11 protein-coding genes and 7 pseudogenes are annotated in these 17,332 nt (G+C 73.0%); 3 read left to right on the top strand and 15 right to left on the bottom strand.

Annotated elements, in window-relative coordinates:
• Window positions 1-321 precede the first annotated feature (321 nt).
• Both MF408_RS22310 and MF408_RS22305 read left to right on the top strand, forming a co-directional pair.
• Window positions 322-546, top strand: a complete 225-nt coding sequence (locus tag MF408_RS22310) for a hypothetical protein (RefSeq protein ID WP_240249459.1) — start codon at window positions 322-324, stop codon at window positions 544-546.
• A 621-nt stretch (window positions 547-1,167) separates the two neighbouring features.
• Window positions 1,168-1,770 carry a hypothetical protein gene (locus MF408_RS22305; protein ID WP_240249458.1) on the top strand — a complete coding sequence of 201 codons (603 nt, stop codon included), beginning with the start codon at window positions 1,168-1,170 and terminating at the stop codon, window positions 1,768-1,770.
• A 25-nt stretch (window positions 1,771-1,795) separates the two neighbouring features.
• On the opposite strand, the gene MF408_RS22300 is transcribed toward MF408_RS22305, so the two are convergent.
• Window positions 1,796-2,260: an Lrp/AsnC family transcriptional regulator gene (locus tag MF408_RS22300; RefSeq protein ID WP_275693267.1), complete on the bottom strand. Its 465-nt coding sequence runs from the start codon at window positions 2,258-2,260 to the stop codon at window positions 1,796-1,798.
• Window positions 2,261-2,375: 115 nt separating this feature from the next.
• Between MF408_RS22300 and MF408_RS22295 the strand changes: the two genes are divergently transcribed.
• Window positions 2,376-3,278: a 5'-3' exonuclease gene (locus MF408_RS22295; RefSeq protein WP_275693519.1), complete on the top strand. Its 903-nt coding sequence runs from the start codon at window positions 2,376-2,378 to the stop codon at window positions 3,276-3,278.
• A gap of 10 nt (window positions 3,279-3,288) precedes the next feature.
• Here the strand turns inward: MF408_RS22295 and MF408_RS22290 are convergent, their stop codons facing one another.
• The 14 genes and pseudogenes from MF408_RS22290 to MF408_RS22235 all read right to left on the bottom strand — a co-directional run bounded on the left by MF408_RS22290 (window position 3,289) and on the right by MF408_RS22235 (window position 17,330).
• The gene (locus MF408_RS22290) at window positions 3,289-4,158 is read right to left on the bottom strand and encodes an alpha/beta hydrolase (protein ID WP_240249456.1); all 870 of its coding nucleotides are present in this window, start codon (window positions 4,156-4,158) and stop codon (window positions 3,289-3,291) included.
• Between the two features lie 66 nt (window positions 4,159-4,224).
• Window positions 4,225-7,004 (bottom strand): annotated as a pseudogene (locus tag MF408_RS22285) (DEAD/DEAH box helicase).
• Entirely contained in the window at window positions 7,001-7,813 is an 813-nt protein-coding gene (locus tag MF408_RS22280; protein ID WP_240249455.1) for a diacylglycerol kinase, read from the bottom strand. The pseudogene MF408_RS22285 and the gene MF408_RS22280 overlap by 4 nt, the downstream one beginning before the upstream one ends.
• A gap of 77 nt (window positions 7,814-7,890) precedes the next feature.
• Window positions 7,891-8,862: pseudogene (locus MF408_RS27345) on the bottom strand (twin-arginine translocase subunit TatC); the annotation flags it as partial.
• Window positions 8,863-9,010: 148 nt separating this feature from the next.
• Window positions 9,011-9,085 (bottom strand): annotated as a pseudogene (locus tag MF408_RS27340) (hypothetical protein); the annotation flags it as partial.
• Window positions 9,086-9,318: 233 nt separating this feature from the next.
• Window positions 9,319-9,420 (bottom strand): annotated as a pseudogene (locus tag MF408_RS27335) (twin-arginine translocase TatA/TatE family subunit); the annotation flags it as partial.
• Window positions 9,417-10,202, bottom strand: a complete 786-nt coding sequence (locus MF408_RS22270; RefSeq protein ID WP_275693518.1) for a WYL domain-containing protein — start codon at window positions 10,200-10,202, stop codon at window positions 9,417-9,419. The pseudogene MF408_RS27335 and the gene MF408_RS22270, both read right to left, overlap by 4 nt.
• Window positions 10,203-10,299: 97 nt before the next feature.
• A pseudogene (locus MF408_RS22265) lies at window positions 10,300-11,328 on the bottom strand (WYL domain-containing protein); the annotation flags it as partial.
• Window positions 11,329-11,508: 180 nt separating this feature from the next.
• On the bottom strand, window positions 11,509-11,898 hold the full coding sequence (locus tag MF408_RS22260) for an FKBP-type peptidyl-prolyl cis-trans isomerase (protein ID WP_240249453.1): 390 nt from the start codon (window positions 11,896-11,898) through the stop codon (window positions 11,509-11,511).
• Between the two features lie 240 nt (window positions 11,899-12,138).
• Window positions 12,139-12,522: a hypothetical protein gene (locus tag MF408_RS22255; protein WP_240249452.1), complete on the bottom strand. Its 384-nt coding sequence runs from the start codon at window positions 12,520-12,522 to the stop codon at window positions 12,139-12,141.
• Window positions 12,523-12,564: 42 nt separating this feature from the next.
• Window positions 12,565-13,926, bottom strand: coding sequence for a Pup--protein ligase (gene pafA / locus MF408_RS22250; RefSeq protein WP_240249451.1), 1,362 nt, complete (start codon window positions 13,924-13,926; stop codon window positions 12,565-12,567).
• Window positions 13,927-15,442: 1,516 nt separating this feature from the next.
• Window positions 15,443-16,262 (bottom strand): annotated as a pseudogene (prcA, locus tag MF408_RS22245) (proteasome subunit alpha).
• Window positions 16,259-17,120 (bottom strand): annotated as a pseudogene (gene prcB, locus MF408_RS22240) (proteasome subunit beta). The pseudogenes prcA and prcB overlap by 4 nt, the downstream one beginning before the upstream one ends.
• Window positions 17,121-17,126: 6 nt before the next feature.
• Complete coding sequence (locus tag MF408_RS22235) at window positions 17,127-17,330, bottom strand: ubiquitin-like protein Pup (protein ID WP_240249450.1); 204 nt, start codon at window positions 17,328-17,330, stop codon at window positions 17,127-17,129.
• Between the last annotated feature and the right edge of the window lie 2 nt (window positions 17,331-17,332).

Here is a 17,332-nt window from a genome sequence, read left to right as displayed (position 1 = left end):
GCCCCCCGTGGGCCTGCTCGAGCTGGCGGAACGACGCCGCGTCGAGGTTGAGCCGCTCGACCCGCACCCGCACCTCGTCGGGCCAGAGCTCCGGCCGGGTGTCGAGCCGCTCCGCGGCCTGGGGCAGGACCCGGTGCTCGTCGAGCACGCGGTGCAGGCCCGTCGGATCGCTGTGCTGGGTCACCGTCGACACACGGCCTCCATGTCAGTCGGCAGGAAATTCTCCGGTGTCGCAATCTTGCGACCGGATGATCTTCACGTAGTCTGGCACCGAGTCGGGATGTGACACAAACGACACCCCGGCGGGAGAGGAGTGCACCGATGACCGAGAACGCCGCCGTCGCGGCCGGCCAGCCCTACCCCTACCGGCAGGTCGAGCTGGTCGAGCCCGACTGGACCCGGTTCCCCGGGTGGCGCGACGTGACCGCCGCGGACTGGGCGTCGGTGCAGTGGCAGCGCGCCCACTGCGTGAAGAACCTCCGGCAGCTGCGCGGACCTCCTCGGCGACCTCGTCGACGACCGGTTCTTCACCGACCTCGAGCGTGACCAGGCGGAGCGGGCGACGATGTCGATGCTGGTGCCGCCGCAGATGCTCAACACGATGGTGCCGCACGTGCGTCCCTCCGGTCCCGGCTCGCTGACCGACGCCTTCTACGCCGACCCGATCCGCCGCTACATGCTGCCCGTGTTCTCCGACCGGCGCACCGACTGGCCCTCCCACCCCCCACGCCACCCGCGACTCGCTGCACGAGCACGACATGTGGGTGGCCGAGGGCCTCACGCACCGCTACCCGACCAAGGTGCTCGCCGAGCTGCTCCCGACGTGCCCGCAGTACTGCGGCCACTGCACCCGGATGGACCTCGTGGGCAACTCGACGCCGACGGTCGACAAGCTCAAGTTCGTCGCGAAGCCGGGCGACCGCCTCGAGTCGATGCTCGACTACCTGCGCCGCACCCCCACGGTGCGCGACGTGGTGGTCTCCGGTGGCGACGTCGCGAACATGCCGTGGCCGCGGCTGGAGGCGTTCCTGGAGTCGCTGCTGGCGATCGACAACATCCGCGACATCCGGCTCGCGACGAAGGCGCTGATCGGCCTGCCGCAGCACTGGTCGCAGCCCGACGTCGTCGAGGGCGTGGGGCGGGTGGCCGAGACCGCCCGCCGGCGGGGTGTCTCCCCTCGCGGTGCACACCCACGCCAACCACGCCAGCTCGGTGACCCCGTCGGTGGCGGCCGCGGCCGGCGCCCTCCTCGACGCGGGGCTGCGCGACGTGCGCAACCAGGGCGTGCTCCTCGACGGCGTCAACGCCGATCCGCACGCGCTGCTCGACCTGTGCTTCGCGCTGCTCGACGGCGCCCGGATCATGCCCTACTACTTCTACATGTGCGACCTGATCCCCTACAGCGAGCACTGGCGGATCTCGGTCGCCCAGGCGCAGCACCTCCAGCACCAGCTCATGGGCTACCTGCCCGGATTCGCCACGCCGCGGATCGTGTGTGACGTGCCGTTCGTCGGCAAGCGGTGGGTGCACCAGGTCGCCGAGTACGACACCGAGCGCGGGATCTCGTACTGGACGAAGAACTACCTGACCTCGATCGAGCAGGGCGACCCGGACGCGCTGGAGCGCCGCTACGAGTACTACGACCCGATCCACACGCTGCCGGCCGCGGGCCGGGAGTGGTGGGCCCGGCACGCCACCGACGACAGCGCGCTCCGTGCGGCCGAGGTCGCCGAGGCGTCGCGGCGCACGGCCGCCCTGCAGGCACACTGAGGCGCGCAGGGCCGCTCGGGGCGGGTCAGCCGGTGAGCGGACGGTTCTCGTAGTAGGTCTGCAGCACGATCGTGGTCCGCGTCGACACGTTGGCCGCCGCGCGGATCCGGGCCAGCAGCTCCTCGAGCTCCGAGGGCGCGCGTGTGCGGACCTTCAGCATGTAGGACTCCTCGCCGGCGACCGACCAGCAGGACTCGATCTCCGCGATGTCCTGGAGCCGCCGCGGGGCGTCGTCGGGCTGGGAGGGGTCGATGGGCCGGATCGCGATGAACGCCGTCAGCGGCAGGCCGATCTCGGCGTGGTTGACGGTCGCGCCGTAGCCGAGGATCAGGCCGCGCTGCTCCAGCCGCTTGACCCGCTGGTGGACCGCCGACGTCGACAGGCCGGTGGCCTTGCCGAGGTCGGTGTAGGACATCCGACCGTCCGTGGCGAGCAGCTCGAGGATCTGGCGGTCGATGGCCTCGACTGCGGGCGAACTGCTCTGGCTCACGCGGCAACCCTAGGGCATCGCCCGAGCCCGTCGCCGTGGCGAGCAAGGGCCGGACACCGACGCGGTGTACGTTCTGCGGCCATGAGCACGCTGAGCGACCGGTCCCCCGCGGCTGCTGCTCCTCGACACCGCCTCGATGTACTTCCGCGCCTACTACGGCGTCCCGGAGATCCTGGCGCCCGACGGCACCAACGTGAACGCGGTGCGCGGGCTCCTCGACTACATCGCCCGCCTCGTCGAGCAGTACCGCCCGACGCACCTGGCGTGCTGCTGGGACGAGGACTGGCGCCCGGCGTGGCGGGTCGAGCTGCTGCCGACGTACAAGGCGCACCGGGTGGTCGAGGAGGTCGAGGGCGCCGCCGACGTCGAGGTGGTGCCCGACCCGCTGGAGGTGCAGGTGCCGGTGATCCGCGAGGTGCTCGCCGCGTACGGCATCGCCGTGGTCGGCGCACCGGGCTACGAGGCGGACGACGTGATCGGGACCCTCGCCACCGACGCCGGGATGCCGGTCGACGTCGTCACCGGCGACCGCGACCTCTTCCAGCTCGTCGACGACGAGGCCGGCGTGCGGGTGCTCTACATCGGCAGGGGCGTCGGGCGCCACGAGCGGGTCGACGAGGCCTGGGTGCTGGAGAAGTACGGCGTCGCCGCCCGCCAGTACGCCGACTTCGCGACGCTGCGCGGCGACCCCTCCGACGGCCTGCCGGGGGTGCCGGGGGTCGGGGAGAAGACGGCCGCGTCGCTGCTGCGCAAGTACGACGACCTCGCCGGCGTCGTGGCGGCCGCCGCCGACCCGGACAGCGACCTCGGCGGCGGCCCTCGACTGAAGATCAAGCACGCCGCCGACTACCTCGCCGTCGCGCCGAGGGTGGTCGCGGTCGCCCGCGACCTCGACCTCCCGCGCGAGGGACTGGAGCTGCCCGCGGAGCCGGCCGACCCCGACGCCCTGGCGGCGTTGAGCGAGCGGTGGCGGCTCGACTCCCCCGTCGAGCGGCTCACCGCCGTCCTCGCCGGCTGACGCCGCCGCGTCAGCGGGCGGCGAGCACCTCCTTCAGCCGGGCGGCGAACGCGGCCGGGTCGTTGCCCGGTGACCACTCGTTGGCGACGAAGCCGCCGTGGTCGCCCGGGAACTCGACCGGTGCGACGCCGAGCAGCGCGGCGAGCGCCTCACTGCCCCGGCGCGGCAGCGCGGCGCCGCTCGTGGCCCCCACCGCGGGCACGATCCGCACGCCCGACGCGGCCAGCGCCGCGCCGTCGGGGTGGTAGGGCGCCATCCGCAGGTTGTGGCCCAGCAGCGGGTCGTCACGGCTGCCGTCGTCGTCGCTGGAGAAGCCGAGCTGCTCGGGCGGCGGCGCCGGCTGCTCCAGGAACTCCTCGGTGAAGACCCCGTCGTGCATCACGAACCGGACGAACTTCGCCATCGCCGGGCCGTGGCCGCTGCGCTCGTAGGTGGCCACGATGTCGTCGTTGACCCGCTGGACGACGTCGCGGTCTTCGAGCAGGGCGGTCAGGGGCGGCTCGTGGAGGACCGCCGTCGCGACCTCCGCGGGGTGGGCGAGGAGCCACGGCAGCGCGGCCACCGCCCCGCCGCTGGAGGCGAACACGTCGACCGGTCCGTGGCCGGCCGCCGCCACCACCCGGTGCACGTCGTCGCCGTGGATCTCGTAGGAGACCTCGCCACCCTCCTCGAGCTTGCTGCGCTCGGCCATCCGCGGGTCGTAGGTGATCACGGTGCGGTCGTCGAGGTGCGGCACCAGCTGGGCGAAGCCGGAGGCGCCCATCGGGGAGCCGAACACCACCAGCGGGCGGTGCGGGCCCGGTGTCGCGGGCTCGTGCACGTCGTAGGTCAGCACCGCCCCGGGGACGGAGAGCTGGTGGGTGGTCGTGGTCACGGTCATGGTCGCTCCTTCGTGTCGTCTCGCCTGCACCGACCGGCACGACGGCCGGAACTCATCGCCGCGGCGTCAGTCGGTCGACACGATCCCGCGACGCAGCAGGTCGACCGCCTTCCGCGCGGTCGCCCGCACCGCCGAGTCCCCCAGCAGCATCGGCGATCTGGCCGGCGAAGTCGACGAGCTGCTTCATCTGCCGGACGAAGTCCCCGGCGGTCAGGTCGGCGCGGGTGAGCACCTGGTCGAGGTCGTCGCCCTCCGCCCAGCGGTACGCCGTCCACGCGAAGCCGGCGTCCGGTGGGCGCAGGAACGCGAGCCGGTGGTCCTTCTCGAGCCGCTCGAGGCTCCCCCACAGCCGCACCATCTCGTCGATGGTCTCCGCGATCGCGCCGCCGGGGATCCGGGGGCGGTGCGTCCTCGGGCCGGCGCGCCTCGTAGACGAGCACCGACAGCACCGAGGCCAGCTGCGACGGGGAGAGCCCGTCCCACAGGCCGGCCCGGAGCGACTCGGCCGCGACCAGGTCGAGCTCGGAGTAGATCCGCATCAGGCCGCGGCCGCGGTCGGTGACCCGGTCCTCGTCGAGGTAGTCGAGGGCGTCGAGGACCTCGCAGACCCGGTCGAACTGGCGGGCGACGGTGTTGGTGCGTCGCTCGACCCGGCGGGCGAGGGTGTCGGTGTCGCGCTTGAGCTTGAAGTAGCGCTCGGTCCAGCGGGCGTGGTCCTCCCGGTCGGCGCAGCCGTGGCAGGGATGGGCGCGCATCTCGGTGCGCAACGCGCTGACCTCCGCCGCCACCGCCGGGTCGGTCCCCTTGTCGGCGCGCGGCCGGGTCACCGACGGTGGCAGGTCGGCGACCGCCTGGCGCACCGCCTCGGCGACCTGCTTGCGCTGCTGGGGGTTGCGGCCGTCGAACCGCTTCGGCAGCCGGATCCGGCCGACCGGCTCGACCGGCACCGGGAAGTCCATCATCGCCAGCCGCTTCGACTGCCGGGCCGCGGTCACGACGAGGGGGCGGTGGCCGTTGTCGGACAGGCCCGGGTCGACGACGACGGCGGGCCCGGAGAACTTGCCGGCGGGGACGACGATGACGTCGCCGGCGCGCAGCCGCTCCAGCGACAGCTGTGCGTCGTCGCGGCGGTCGGCGCGCCGCGCGCGGCTCGCCTCCTTCTCCAGCTCTCCGATCCGGCGGCGAAGGTCGGCGTAGGCCATGAAGTCGCCCAGGTGGCAGTGCGCCGCCTCGGCATAGCCGGCCAGCGCGTCCTCGGCCTTGCGCAGCTGGCGGGCGAGGCCGACGACGGCACGGTCGGCCTGGAACTGGGCGAACGACTGCTCGAGGAGCTCGCGGGAGCGGTGCCGGCCGAACTGGTTCACCAGGTTGACCGCCATGTTGTACGACGGCCGGAACGACGACCGGAGCGGGTAGGTCCGCGTCGATGCGAGGCCCGCGAGCTCGCGGGGGTTCATGCCCGGCTGCCAGAGCACCACCGCGTGGCCCTCGACGTCGAGCCCGCGCCGGCCGGCGCGCCCGGTGAGCTGGGTGTACTCCCCCGGCGTGATGTCGGCGTGCGTCTCGCCGTTCCACTTCGTCAGCTTCTCGAGGACGACGGTGCGGGCGGGCATGTTGATGCCGAGGGCGAGCGTCTCGGTGGCGAAGACCACCTTGACCAGGCCGCGCAGGTAGAGCGCCTCCACGCACTCCTTGAACGCGGGGAGCATGCCGGCGTGGTGGGCGGCGACGCCGCGGCTCAGGCCGTCGAGGAAGTCGGTGTAGCCCAGCACCTCGAGGTCGGCTCCCGGCAGGCTCCCGACGGTGTGCTCGACGTAGGAGATGACCTGGTCGCGCTCCTCGGGGGTGGTCAGCCGGAGGTTGGCGTCGAGGCACTGCTGCACCGCGGCGTCGCAGGCGGCCCGGCTGAAGATGAAGACGATCGCCGGCAGCAGCTGCTCGCGCTCCAGCCGGTCGATCACGTCGACCCGGCCCGGGATCCAGACCCGTCGGCCGTTGCCGACGGCGCGGGGGTTCTTCGACGAGCCCGGGCGGCCCTTGCGCGGCGACCGGCGGTCGCGCATCAGCCGGGTGCTGGCCCAGTCGTCGCGTGCGATCCGCATCAGCTCGTCGTTGACCGGCGCTCCCTCGCGCACGAACCCCGCCGCGGCGTCGACGTCGGAGGAGGCGAACAGGTCGAGCAGCCGCCGGCCCACCATGACGTGCTGGTAGAGCGGCACCGGCCGTCGCTCGGCCACGATCGTGCGGGTCGCGCCACGGACGGTCTCGAGCCACTCGCCGAACTCCTCCGCGTTGGAGACGGTCGCCGACAGCGAGACCACGGAGACCGACTCGGGGAGGTGGATGATGACCTCCTCCCACACCGCGCCGCGGGCCCGGTCGGCGAGGTAGTGGACCTCGTCCATCACGACGAAGCCCAGCCCGATCAGCGTCCGCGAGCCGGCGTAGAGCATGTTGCGGAGGACCTCGGTCGTCATCACGACGACCGGTGCCTCGCCGTTGATCGTGGTGTCGCCGGTGAGGAGCCCGACCTGCTCCGGGCCGTAGCGGGCGACGAGGTCGTGGTACTTCTGGTTAGAGAGGGCCTTGATCGGGGTCGTGTAGAAGCACTTGCGGCCGGTCTCGAGCGCGAGGTGGACCGCGAACTCCCCCACCAACGTCTTGCCGGCGCCGGTCGGCGCGGCGACGAGGACGCCGTTGCCGTCCTCGACCGCCTTGCAGGCCTCGACCTGGAAGTCGTCGAGCTCGAACTCGTAGCCGGCGACGAAGTCGCGGAAGACGGGATGCCCGCGGTCGCGCCGGTAGGACGCGTAGCGCTCGGCGGGCGACTGCTCCTCGGTGGTCACGTCAGCACCTCCAGTGCCTGCGGCACGCACTCGATGGTCAGCGGGAGCGCGCCGTACCGCTCGCCGTCGGCGTACCCGACGATGCCCGGGCAGGCGACGGTGACCCGCCGTACCCGGTGCCGGGCGAACTGCGGGTGGTGGACGTGGGTCCCTCGGAACAGCTTCGGATAGGTGCGCACCAGTTCCAGTTTGCTGACCGGGTGGATGACCACCACGTCGAGCAGCCCGTCGTCGGGCCGCGCGCCCTCCGCGATCCGGAGGCCGCCGCCGAACGACGCCGTGTTGCCGACCGCGACGAGCATGGCGTCGACCTGGCGCTGGTCGCCGTCGAGGTCGAGCACGTAGTGCAGCGGCTCGAAGGTGCGCAGCTCGGCGAGCGTGGCCAGGTTGTAGCGCATCTGGCCGCTCGGCCAACGCATCCGGTTGGCGCGCTCGTTGACGACCGCGTCGAAGCCGGCGGCGAGCACCGTGGCGAACCACCGGTCCCCCGCCCGCGCGAGGTCGACCCGCCGCGGCTGCCAGGCGAGGAGCCGAGCGGCGGCCGCCGCCGGGTCGCGCAGCGGCAGCCCGAGCTCGCGGGCGGCGTCGTTGCCGGTGCCGGCCGGCAGAATCCCGAGCGGTACGCCGCTGCCCGCCACCGCCTGCACGGCCAGGTGGACCAGGCCGTCGCCGCCGCAGACCACCAGGGCGTCGACCCCGTCCGCGACGGCCCCGCGGGCCAGGTCGAGCGCCTCGTCGGCGTCGCGGCCGACCAGCGACCGGGTGTGCCACCCCGCGCCGTGGAGACGCGGCAGCGCCTCGTCGCGCACGCGCCTGGCCCGTCCCCTCCCCCGCCACCGGGTTCGTCAGGACCGCGACGTCGCGGGTCACCGGCGTCCGCCCACGGTCAGCCTCCCCGGTCCCAGCCGGAACCGTCCCTCGCGACCCGCAGCCGCACCGCGAAGTGGTCCGGCGGCGCCCCCACGGCGCGGGCCAGCCGGGCCACCGCGTCGAGGACCCGCGGAGCGCCGAAGTCGACGCCGGGAGCGCCGAGGCTGAGCCGGCCGGCGCGGGCGACCAGGTGCACCTCGCCCCGTCGCCACGTCTCGTGTACGCGCACCCGCGTCTCCTGGTCGACGACGGGCACGGGGACGGCCACGTCGGCCGCCAGGAGGTCGCAGGGCAGCTGCGCACCGTCGCGGTCGCTGCTGAGCAGCCCAGGCACGATGCCGGCGGTCAGCCGGCCGACCGCCGACCAGGTCACCGGGTCGACGCCGAGCCACTCGGGCAGGTCGAACGGGTCGACCGGGGTCCACGCCCCTGGGTCCGCCATCAGATCGGGCTGATCTCGTCGGGGCTGAGCCCGGCGTTGACGCCCCGGCGCTCGCGGCGGCGGTCGTTGAGACGCGCGATCACCTCGGAGATGCCGAACAGGGAGCACCATGGGCACCGCCATGAAGGTCATCGTGAAGGGGTCACCGGAGGGGGTGGCGACGGCGGCGAACACGAACGAGCCGATGATGATCCACGGGCGGTGCGCACCCAGGCTGCGTCCCTTCAGGACACCGGCCAGGTTGAGCAGCACGACGAAGACCGGGATCTCGAACGCGATGCCGAAGACCAGCAGGGCGCGGGTGAAGAACGACAGGTAGTCGTTGAACTCGACCAGGTTGGTGAGGTCGGCGGGCGTGAACCCGATCAGGATCTCCAGGCCCAGCGGGAGCGTGACGTAGCCGAGCACCACCCCGGCCAGGAACAGCGGCCCGGCGATCGCGGCGAACACCGCCGTCCACCGCTTCTCGCTGCTGTGCAGGCCGGGCAGGATGAACGCCCAGATCTGGTAGAGCCACACCGGGCTCGAGCCGATCAGGGCCGCGAGACCGCAGAGCTTGAGGTAGAGCAGGAAGCCACCGGCCGCGCCGGCGGTGGTCGCCTCCGTGCGGCCGTCGGGCAGCTTCTCCTGGGCCTGGAGGTAGGGGTCGAGGGACCAGCTGGAAGAGCGGGTCGAAGAAGAAGAGGGCGACCACGAACGCCGCGACGATCGCGAGCGCCGCCTTGAGGACACGGGCGCGGAGCTCGCGCAGGTGGTCGGACAGCGCCATCCGCCCGTCGGGGCCGACGGGGTGGACCGGCTTGCCGACGAAGAGCTGGACGACTCCGGTGAGCGACAAGGGCGACCGGCGGTCAGGCGTTGCGCTTGTGCTCGTCGACGATCTCGCCCTCGGCGACCTCGTCGGCGGCACCGAGCCTCGCCCGCGGGGCCGCTCTTCGGCGCGTCGTCCTTGTCGTCGTCGCGCAGGCCCTTGGTCTCGGCCTTGAAGATCCGCAGCGACTGGCCGGTGGCGCGGGCGAGGTCGGGCAGCTTGGCGGCGCCGAACACGAGGATGACGATCGCCAGGATGACGAGCCACTCGGCACCCTGCGGGGTCCAGATCATCGGAGCCATTGCTTCACCAATCTCGAGTCGGCGGTTGAGACCTTCCGCCATCCTACGCCGCGGTCAGCGGTAGAGGGCGAGCGCCTCCCGCGCGCTGGCGGTGAAAGACTCGGTGAACTCCCGGGGGTGACACGACGCGCGCCCAGGGCGCGAGACGGAGCAGCAGGCGGAGCAGCCAGCGCGGGTCGGCGACGACGATGTCGACCTCGAGCGTGCCGTCGGCGTGCCGTCGTACGTCCCTCCACCGGGTAGTAGTGCGGGACCCAGTCGGCCTCGGGCTGCAGCACCAGCGTGGCCGTCGTGCCCTCCTCGGGTGCCTCGCCGCCCAGAAGACCGGTGGTGACCTCCCGCGGCGGGGCCGGCTCGGTGGCGACCGGCGAGTCGAGCGGATCGGCCCGGTCGATCCGGTCGAGGCGGAAGAACCGCATCGCGCCGGCGGAGTGGCACCACGCGTCGAGGTAGGCGAACCGACCGGAGGAGACCACGCCGCGAGGGTCGACGACCCGCTCCGACATCTCGTCGCGCGACGGCACGTAGTAGGTCAGGCGGACCTGTCGGCCCGCGTCCACCGCCGCCTGGAGCAGCGCGGCGAGCGCCGCCAGCCGCTCCTCGGTCGGCTCCTCGGCGATCGCCAGCGTCCGCTCCGCGACGGCGGTCGCCGCGGCCCGCTCCAGCTTGCCGAGCACGGAGTCGACGACCGCCCGTGTGGCCAGCGGCGAGGACTCCCGGAGAGCGTGCAGGGCGACGGTGAGCGCCGACGCCTCGTTGGGGCTCAGCCGCATCGGCCGCGCCAGGTAGTCGGCGTTGTCGATCCTGATCACCCCCGCCCGCCACGGGCCCGCCGTCCTCGGTCGCGATCGCGTCGAGGTCCACGTCGATCAGGTCGTCCGGGAGTCCGCCCGGCAGGCCGCACATGAAGAGCACCTTCAGGTCGTCGAGGACCTGCGCCGGGGTGGTGCCGAGCAGCTCGGCGGCGTCGTCGAGGCGCACCTCGTCGCGGTGGTGGAGGTAGGGCACCAGGGTCAGCAGCCGGGCGACCTGGTCGCGTGCACCCGGCGCGGCTCCCGCGGTCATCCGACGACCGCCCCGAGCCGCTCGACCAGCTCCGCGCGGGCAAGGAGCGGGCTCGACGAGGACGACGTCGGGCCCGTGGTAGAGCACCTCGTCGACCAGGCCGCGGGCCGGACGGTCCAGCTCGATCCGGTCCCAGTCGCAGGTCCCGTCGGGCCCCTCCGCCCCGGCGGTCACGCGGACGGCGCGGCGGCGGAAGCTGTGCCCGGCCTCCTTGCGGGCGAGGAGCACCGCCCGGTCGGCCGCCGGCTCCGGTGCCAGTCGCTGGACGACGGCGCGCAGGTCGGTGTCCGGGGGCACGGTGTAGGAGTGTGCCGGGCCCGTCAGCACGACGTCGCCGACCACCCGGTCGAGCCGGAACACCCGCTCGGCCCCGCGGTCGGAGTCGTGGCCCACGACGTACCACCGCCCGGCGGAGCGGACGACGCCCCAGGGCTGGACGTGGCGCAGCCGCGGCTCGGGCTCGTCGGGCCGGCGGTAGCGGAACTCGACCGGCCGGCGCTCGCACACCGCCTCCCAGGCCCGGGCGAACGCGGGCTCGTCGCTGAGCGCGGCGGGCGGTTGGGCGAGGTCGAGCGCGCCCAGGTCGACGTCGACGCCGGCCGCCGTCAGCTTGCGCACCGCGTCGGTCGAGGCCCGCGCGGTCGTGGCGTGCTGCCACAGCCGGGTCGCCAGCCCGACGACGGCCGCCTCCTCGGAGGTCAGCTCGACGTCGGGCAGCGCGAACTCCTCGGCCGGGATCCGGTAGCCGACCTCGTCGTCGAACAACGGGTCGACCTGCACGACCTCGACCGGCACGCCGAGGGCGCGCAGCTCCTCCTTGTCGCGCTCGAACATCTTCTCAAAGGCCTCGGGACGCGAGTCGGGGTAGAGCAGCTCGCGGATCCGGGACTTGGCGATCGGACGCCGCTGGACCAGCAGCATGATGAGGAGGTTGAGCAGTCGCTCGCTCTTCGGCGCGGGCATGGGCTCAGTCTCGCACCCCGACGGGGCTCACCGCCGGTGCGTTGTGGACGCTCAGGCGGCGGCGAGCACGTCGACGACGAAGTACATCGTGTCGGTGCCCTTGATGTCGCCGCTGCCCTGCTTGCCGTAGCCCAGCACCGGCGGGATCCGCAGGATCACCCGGCTGCCGACCGGCACGCCGACCAGGCCCTGGTCCCAGCCCTTCACGACGGCGCCGGCGCCGATCGGCACCTCGAACGGCTGCTTGCTGAACGACTCGTCGAACGGCTTGTCGCCGCCCCACACCTGGCCGAGGTAGTTGACGACGATCGTGTCGCCCTTCTCGACGGCCGGGCCGGTGCCCTCGATGAGGACCGCCTTCGCCAGCGCCTTCGCCTTCGGGTCGGGCTCCGGCAGGCCCTCGGTGTCGAGCGCGGTCGGGCCCGAGTCGTCCTTCACCACGCGCGGCGCCCAGGCCGGGGCCGGCTTCGGCGCACCCTGCGGGGGCGTCGAGCGGCACCGCCTCGAGGTCGGCCACCAGGACGAAGCCGTCCTCGTTGCCGATGCCGTACTGCACCAGGCCGAGCACGTGGTTGGCCAGCTGCTGGTCGCCGCCCCACTCCTCGTCGGCGTCGGCGGTCACCGCGATCCGGGTGCCGACGGTCGTCGTGCCGGGCTCGACCTGGTCGCGGATCAGGTTCATCAGCAGGTCGACCGGCGCCGGCGGCGCGAGGTCGGCTCGGCCGACAGGTCGATCGTGCTCGCAGGCGCGTCCTCGCCGTACGTCTCGCTGCCGATGGACTCGGTGTACTCGTCGGAGACGGCCCAGTTGACCAGGACCTTGTCGCCCTCCTCGATCACCGGGCCGTCGCCCTCGACGAGCACCTGGGCGTGCGGCTCCGAGGACTCGAGCATGGCGTTCCAGCTCACCTCGGGGACCTGGCCGAACTCGCCGGACACCTCCACGGCGTCGAAGCCCTCAGCCGTCTCCGTGGGCGCCTCCTCGTCACCGCAGGCGGCGAGGGTGGCGGCGAGGAAGAGGGGGGGCAGGACCAGGGCAGCGGGTCGGCGCAGGCGGTGAAGCACGCGCAAACCTTACAAGGGGTGCAAGGCCGCGGGAGACCCGCCTCACATGCCGTCGATGAGGCGCTGCACCCGCTCGTCGTGGGCGCGGAACGGGTCCTTGCAGAGGACGGTCCGCTGCGCCTGGTCGTTGAGCTTGAGGTGCACCCAGTCGACGGTGAAGTCGCGCCGCCGCTCCTGGGCCCGCCGGATGAACTCGCCGCGCAGCCGCGCGCGGGTGTTCTGCGGCGGCACCGACTTCGCCTCGAAGATCTTCAGGTCGCTGGTCACCCGGGCGACCGCGCCCCGCTTCTCCAGCAGGTAGTAGAGGCCTCGGCCGCGGTGGATGTCGTGGTAGGCGAGGTCGAGCTGAGCGACCCGCGGGTGGCTCAGCGGCAGGCCGTGCCGCGCGCGGTAGCGCTCGATCAGCTTCCACTTGATGACCCAGTCGATCTCGCGGTCGACGAGCCCGAGGTCGTCGGACTCGACGGCCTTCAGGCCGCGCTCCCAGAGGTCGAGCGCGCGCTCGATGACCGGGGTGCTGATCTCCCTCCGGTCGACGAAGTCGCGGGCCTTCTGGAGGTACTCGCCCTGGATGTCGAGGGCGCTGGCCTCGCGGCCGTTGGCGAGCCGCACCTTGCGCCGGCCGGAGACGTCGTGGGAGATCTCCCGGATCGCCCGGATCGGGTTCTCCATCGTGAGGTCGCGCATCACGACCCCCTCCTCGATCATCCGCAGCACCAGGTCGCACGACGCCACCTTGAGCAGCGTCGTGGTCTCGCTCATGTTGCTGTCGCCGACGATCACGTGCAGCCGGCGGTACTTCTCGGCGTCGGCGTGCGGCTCGTCGCGGGTGTTGATGATCGGCCGGCTGCGGGTGGTGGCGCTCGAGACGCCCTCCCAGATGTGCTCGGCGCGCTGGCTCACGGAGTACGACGTCCCGCGCGGGGTCTGCGTCACCTTGCCGGCGCCGCACACGATCTGCCGGGTCACGAGGAACGGGATCAGGACGTCGGCCAGCCGGCTGAACTCGCCGGCCCGGCTGACCAGGTAGTTCTCGTGGCAGCCGTAGGAGTTGCCGGCGGAGTCGGTGTTGTTCTTGAACAGGTAGATCTCGCCGGCGATCCCCTCGTCGTGGAGCCGCTGCTCGGCGTCGAGGAGCAGCCCCTCCAGCACCCGCTCCCCCGCCTTGTCGTGGGTGACCAGGTCGAGGACGTCGTCGCACTCGGGCGTCGCGTACTCCGGGTGGCTGCCGACGTCGAGGTAGAGCCGGGCGCCGTTGCGGAGGAAGACGTTGCTGGACCGGCCCCAGGACACGACCTTGCGGAACAGGTAGCGGGCCACCTCGTCGGGGCTGAGGCGCCGCTGCCCCTTGAACGTGCAGGTGACGCCGTACTCGTTCTCGATCCCGAAGATCCGGCGGTCCATGACCAAACCCTACGCGGTTCTGCCCACTCGGGGGTGGGTACCGCGCTGCCATGACGAGCGCGACCGACGACATGACGCCGCTCTGGCTCGACCGGCCCCGCGCGGAGCACCCGCGGCTCACCGGCAGGTCGACGTACGACGCCCTCGTGGTCGGCGCCGGGCTGACCGGGCTGATGACCGGGGTGCTGCTCGCCCGCGGCGGCTGCCGGGTGGCCGTGCTGGAGGCGCGCCGGGTCGGCGACGGCACCACCGGGCACACGACCGCGAAGGTGAGCCTGCTGCAGGGCACCCGGCTCAGCAAGATGGCCCGCACGAACCCGCCGTCGGTGGTCCGCGACTACGTGACCGCCAACCGGGAGGGGCAGGCCTGGCTGCGGCGCTTCTGCGACGACCACGACGTGCCCTACCAGGTGCGGCCCGCCTACACCTACGCGACCTCGCGCACCGGTGAGCTCCGGATCCGCGCCGAGCAGTCCGTCGCCGACCTCGCGGGCCTCGACGTCACCTGGGAGGACGCCACCGAGCTGCCCTACCCCGTGCGGGGAGCCGTCCGGCTCGCCGACCAGCTGCAGCTGCACCCGATGGACCTGCTCGACGCGCTCGTCGCCGAGCTGGTCGCCGAGGGCGGCGAGCTGTTCGAGGGTTCCCGGGTCGTCGACCTCGACCGCACCGCCGAGGGACTGCGCGTGCAGACCGAGGACGCCACCGCGGTCGCCGGCACCGTGGTGCTCGCGACGAACCAGCCGATCTTCCGTCGCCACGGGTTCTTTCGCGCGGGTCAAGCCGCAGCGGTCCTACGCCGCCGCGCTGCGCTCGCCGTGGGTCCCGACCGGCATGTACCTCTCGGCCGACAGCCCCACCCGGTCGGTGCGCTCGCACCCGGTGCCCGGCGAGAACGAGCTGCTGCTGGTCGGGGGGCAACGGCCACGTCACCGGCCGGCACCCGTCGCCGCAGGGCCAGGTCGACGACCTGGTCGCGTGGGCCCGCCGTACCTTCGGCGGGGAGGTCACCCACACCTGGTCGGCGCAGGACCACGCCACCGTCACCGGCCTCCCCTACGTCGGCCCGATGCTCCCCCGCGGCGAAGACGTCCTGGTCGCCACCGGCTTCGACAAGTGGGGCTTCGCCGCGATCCCCGCCGCCGCCCTGCTGGTCGCGAAGCGGGTCCTCCACCGGGACGCCGAGGACGACCCGCCGTGGCGCCGCGCCTTCACGGCGTGGACGCCGCGGGAGGCGGCCGGCGCCGTGCGGGCCGCCACCTTCAACGCCTCCGTCGGCATCGAGCTCACCAAGGACGTCGTCCGCCGCCAGTGGCGCCGGGCCGAGGAGTCCGATCCGCCAGCTGCGCGGCGTCTGCACCCACCTCGGCGGCCCGGTCCGCTGGAACGACGCCGAGCGCTCCTGGGACTGCCCCCTCCACGGCTCCCGCTTCGCCCCCCGACGGCGAGGTGCTCGAGGGCCCCGCCGTCTGCGGCCTGCGGCGGCTGGACGAGGGGGCGTGAGGGGCGCGGTCCGCTACAGCGGCGGCGCCACCGGCGGGTCCCCGCCCTCCCCGTCGCCGTCACCCGACGGTGTCGGCGGCTCGTCGGGGCCGTTGAGCGCCTGCGGGGCCGCCTGGGCGGGGCCGCGCTCGCCGAGGAGGGCCTCGAGGCGGGCGGGGAGGATCCGGGGCGAACTTGCGGGGCTGGACGCGGGTGCGGTCGAGCACCGCCACCTCGAGGTCGCCGGTCGGGATCACCCGGTCGGTGGTCTGCCCGCCCTCGGTGGCGTGGCCGAGCGCGGCGACGGCGACCCGCAGCGCCTCCTCGAGGGTGGCGCCCTCGGTGTAGTGCTCGCGGAGGTACGACGACACGGTCTCGGCGTCGCCGCCCATCACCGCGAAGCCGTGCTCGTCGCCGACCCGGCCCTCGTAGGTCAGCCGGTAGATCTGGTCGTCGGCCGGCACGTCGCCGATCTCGGCGACGAAGATCTCCACCTCGTAGGGCTTCTCGCCGCCGCTGGAGAAGATCGTGCCGAGCGTCTGGGCGTAGGCGTTGGCCAGCCCCCGGCCGGTGACGTCGCGCCGGTCGTAGGCGTAGCCGCGCATGTCGGCGAGCCGGACGCCGGCGATCCGCAGGTTCTCGAACTCGTTGTAGCGACCGACCGCCGCGAACGCGATCCGGTCGTAGATCTCGGCCACCTTGTGCAGCGCCTGCGACGGGTTCTCGGTCACGAACAGCACGCCGTCGACGTACTGGACGGCGACCAGGGACCGGCCGCGGCCGATGCCCTTGCGGGCGAAGTCGGCCCGGTCCTTCATCAGCTGCTCGGGCGAGACGTAGAACGGCATGCTCATCGGGACGCCTCCCCCTCGTCGGTTCCGGTGGTGAGCGGGGCGACCGGCCCGTCGGGCCGCAGCATCCGGCCGCCGACGACGCGGTCGGCGATCTCGGCCACCCCGCTCGTCGCCGAGCCGGCGACCACCGTCGGCGGTCACCACGTGCACGACCGGGAAGATCCGGCGGGTGAGGTCGGGACCGCCGGTGGCGGAGTCGTCGTCGGCGGCGTCGTAGAGCGCCTGCACCGCGAGCATCACGCACTCCTCCTCGGTGAGGTCGTCGCGGTAGAGCTTCTTCATCGCGCCCCGGGCGAACAGCGAGCCGGAGCCGACGGTGAAGAAGCTCAGCTCCTCGTGCCGGCCGCCGGTGAGGTCGTAGCCGAAGATCCGGCCGACGCCGCGGTCGAGGTCGTAGCCGGCGAACATCGGCACGACGGCGAGGCCCTGCATCGCCATGCCGAGGTTGGCCCGGATCAGCGCCGAGAGCCGGTTGGCCTTGCCGTCGAGGGAGAGGATGCTGCCCTCGATCTTCTCGTAGTGCTCGAGCTCGACCTGGAACAGCCGCACCATCTCGACCGCCAGGCCCGCGGTGCCCGCGATGCCGACGACGGAGAACTCGTCGGCGGGGAAGACCTTCTCGATGTCGCGCTGGGCGATCACGTTGCCCATGGTGGCGCGGCGGTCGCCGGCCATCACCAGGCCGCCGGGGAAGGTCGCCGCGACGATCGTCGTGCCGTGGGGCGCCAGCTCGCCGTAGCTGCCGGCGGGCAGCGAGCGGCGGGCCGGCAGGAGGTCGGGTGCGTTCTCGGCGATGAAGTCGGTGAAGGAGGAGGTCCCCGGGCGCAGGAAGGCGCCCGGGATGCGCGCGTCGCTCATCCGGGCCTACTCGCCGCCCTTCTGGATGAAGGACTTCACGAAGTCCTCGGCGTTGGTCTCGAGGACGTCGTCGATCTCGTCGAGGATCGCGTCGACGTCGTCGTCGAGCGCCTCCTTGCGCTCGGCGACGTCGGACTCGGGCGCGACCTCGGTCTCCTCGACCTCGGACTCCTCCGAGGTCTTGCGCGGTTGCTTGTGCTCCTGGGCCATGG

The organism is Nocardioides sp. TF02-7 (assembly GCF_022437945.1).
Taxonomy (GTDB): Bacteria; Actinomycetota; Actinomycetes; order Propionibacteriales; family Nocardioidaceae; genus Nocardioides.
The sequence above is the reverse complement of the archived record's forward strand: the minus strand, read 5'-3'. Positions and strand labels throughout refer to the sequence as shown.

What these genes read in the sequence shown, in the direction of transcription:
- MF408_RS22290 (WP_240249456.1), bottom strand. Translation starts at nt 4,158, where the DNA reads ATGACCGTGACCACGACCACCCACCAGCTCTCCGTCCCCGGGGCGGTG.
- MF408_RS22310 (WP_240249459.1), top strand. Translation starts at nt 322, where the DNA reads ATGACCGAGAACGCCGCCGTCGCGGCCGGCCAGCCCTACCCCTACCGG.
- MF408_RS22235 (WP_240249450.1), bottom strand. Translation starts at nt 17,330, where the DNA reads ATGGCCCAGGAGCACAAGCAACCGCGCAAGACCTCGGAGGAGTCCGAG.
- pafA (WP_240249451.1), bottom strand. Translation starts at nt 13,926, where the DNA reads ATGGACCGCCGGATCTTCGGGATCGAGAACGAGTACGGCGTCACCTGC.
- MF408_RS22270 (WP_275693518.1), bottom strand. Translation starts at nt 10,202, where the DNA reads ATGCGGCTGAGCCCCAACGAGGCGTCGGCGCTCACCGTCGCCCTGCAC.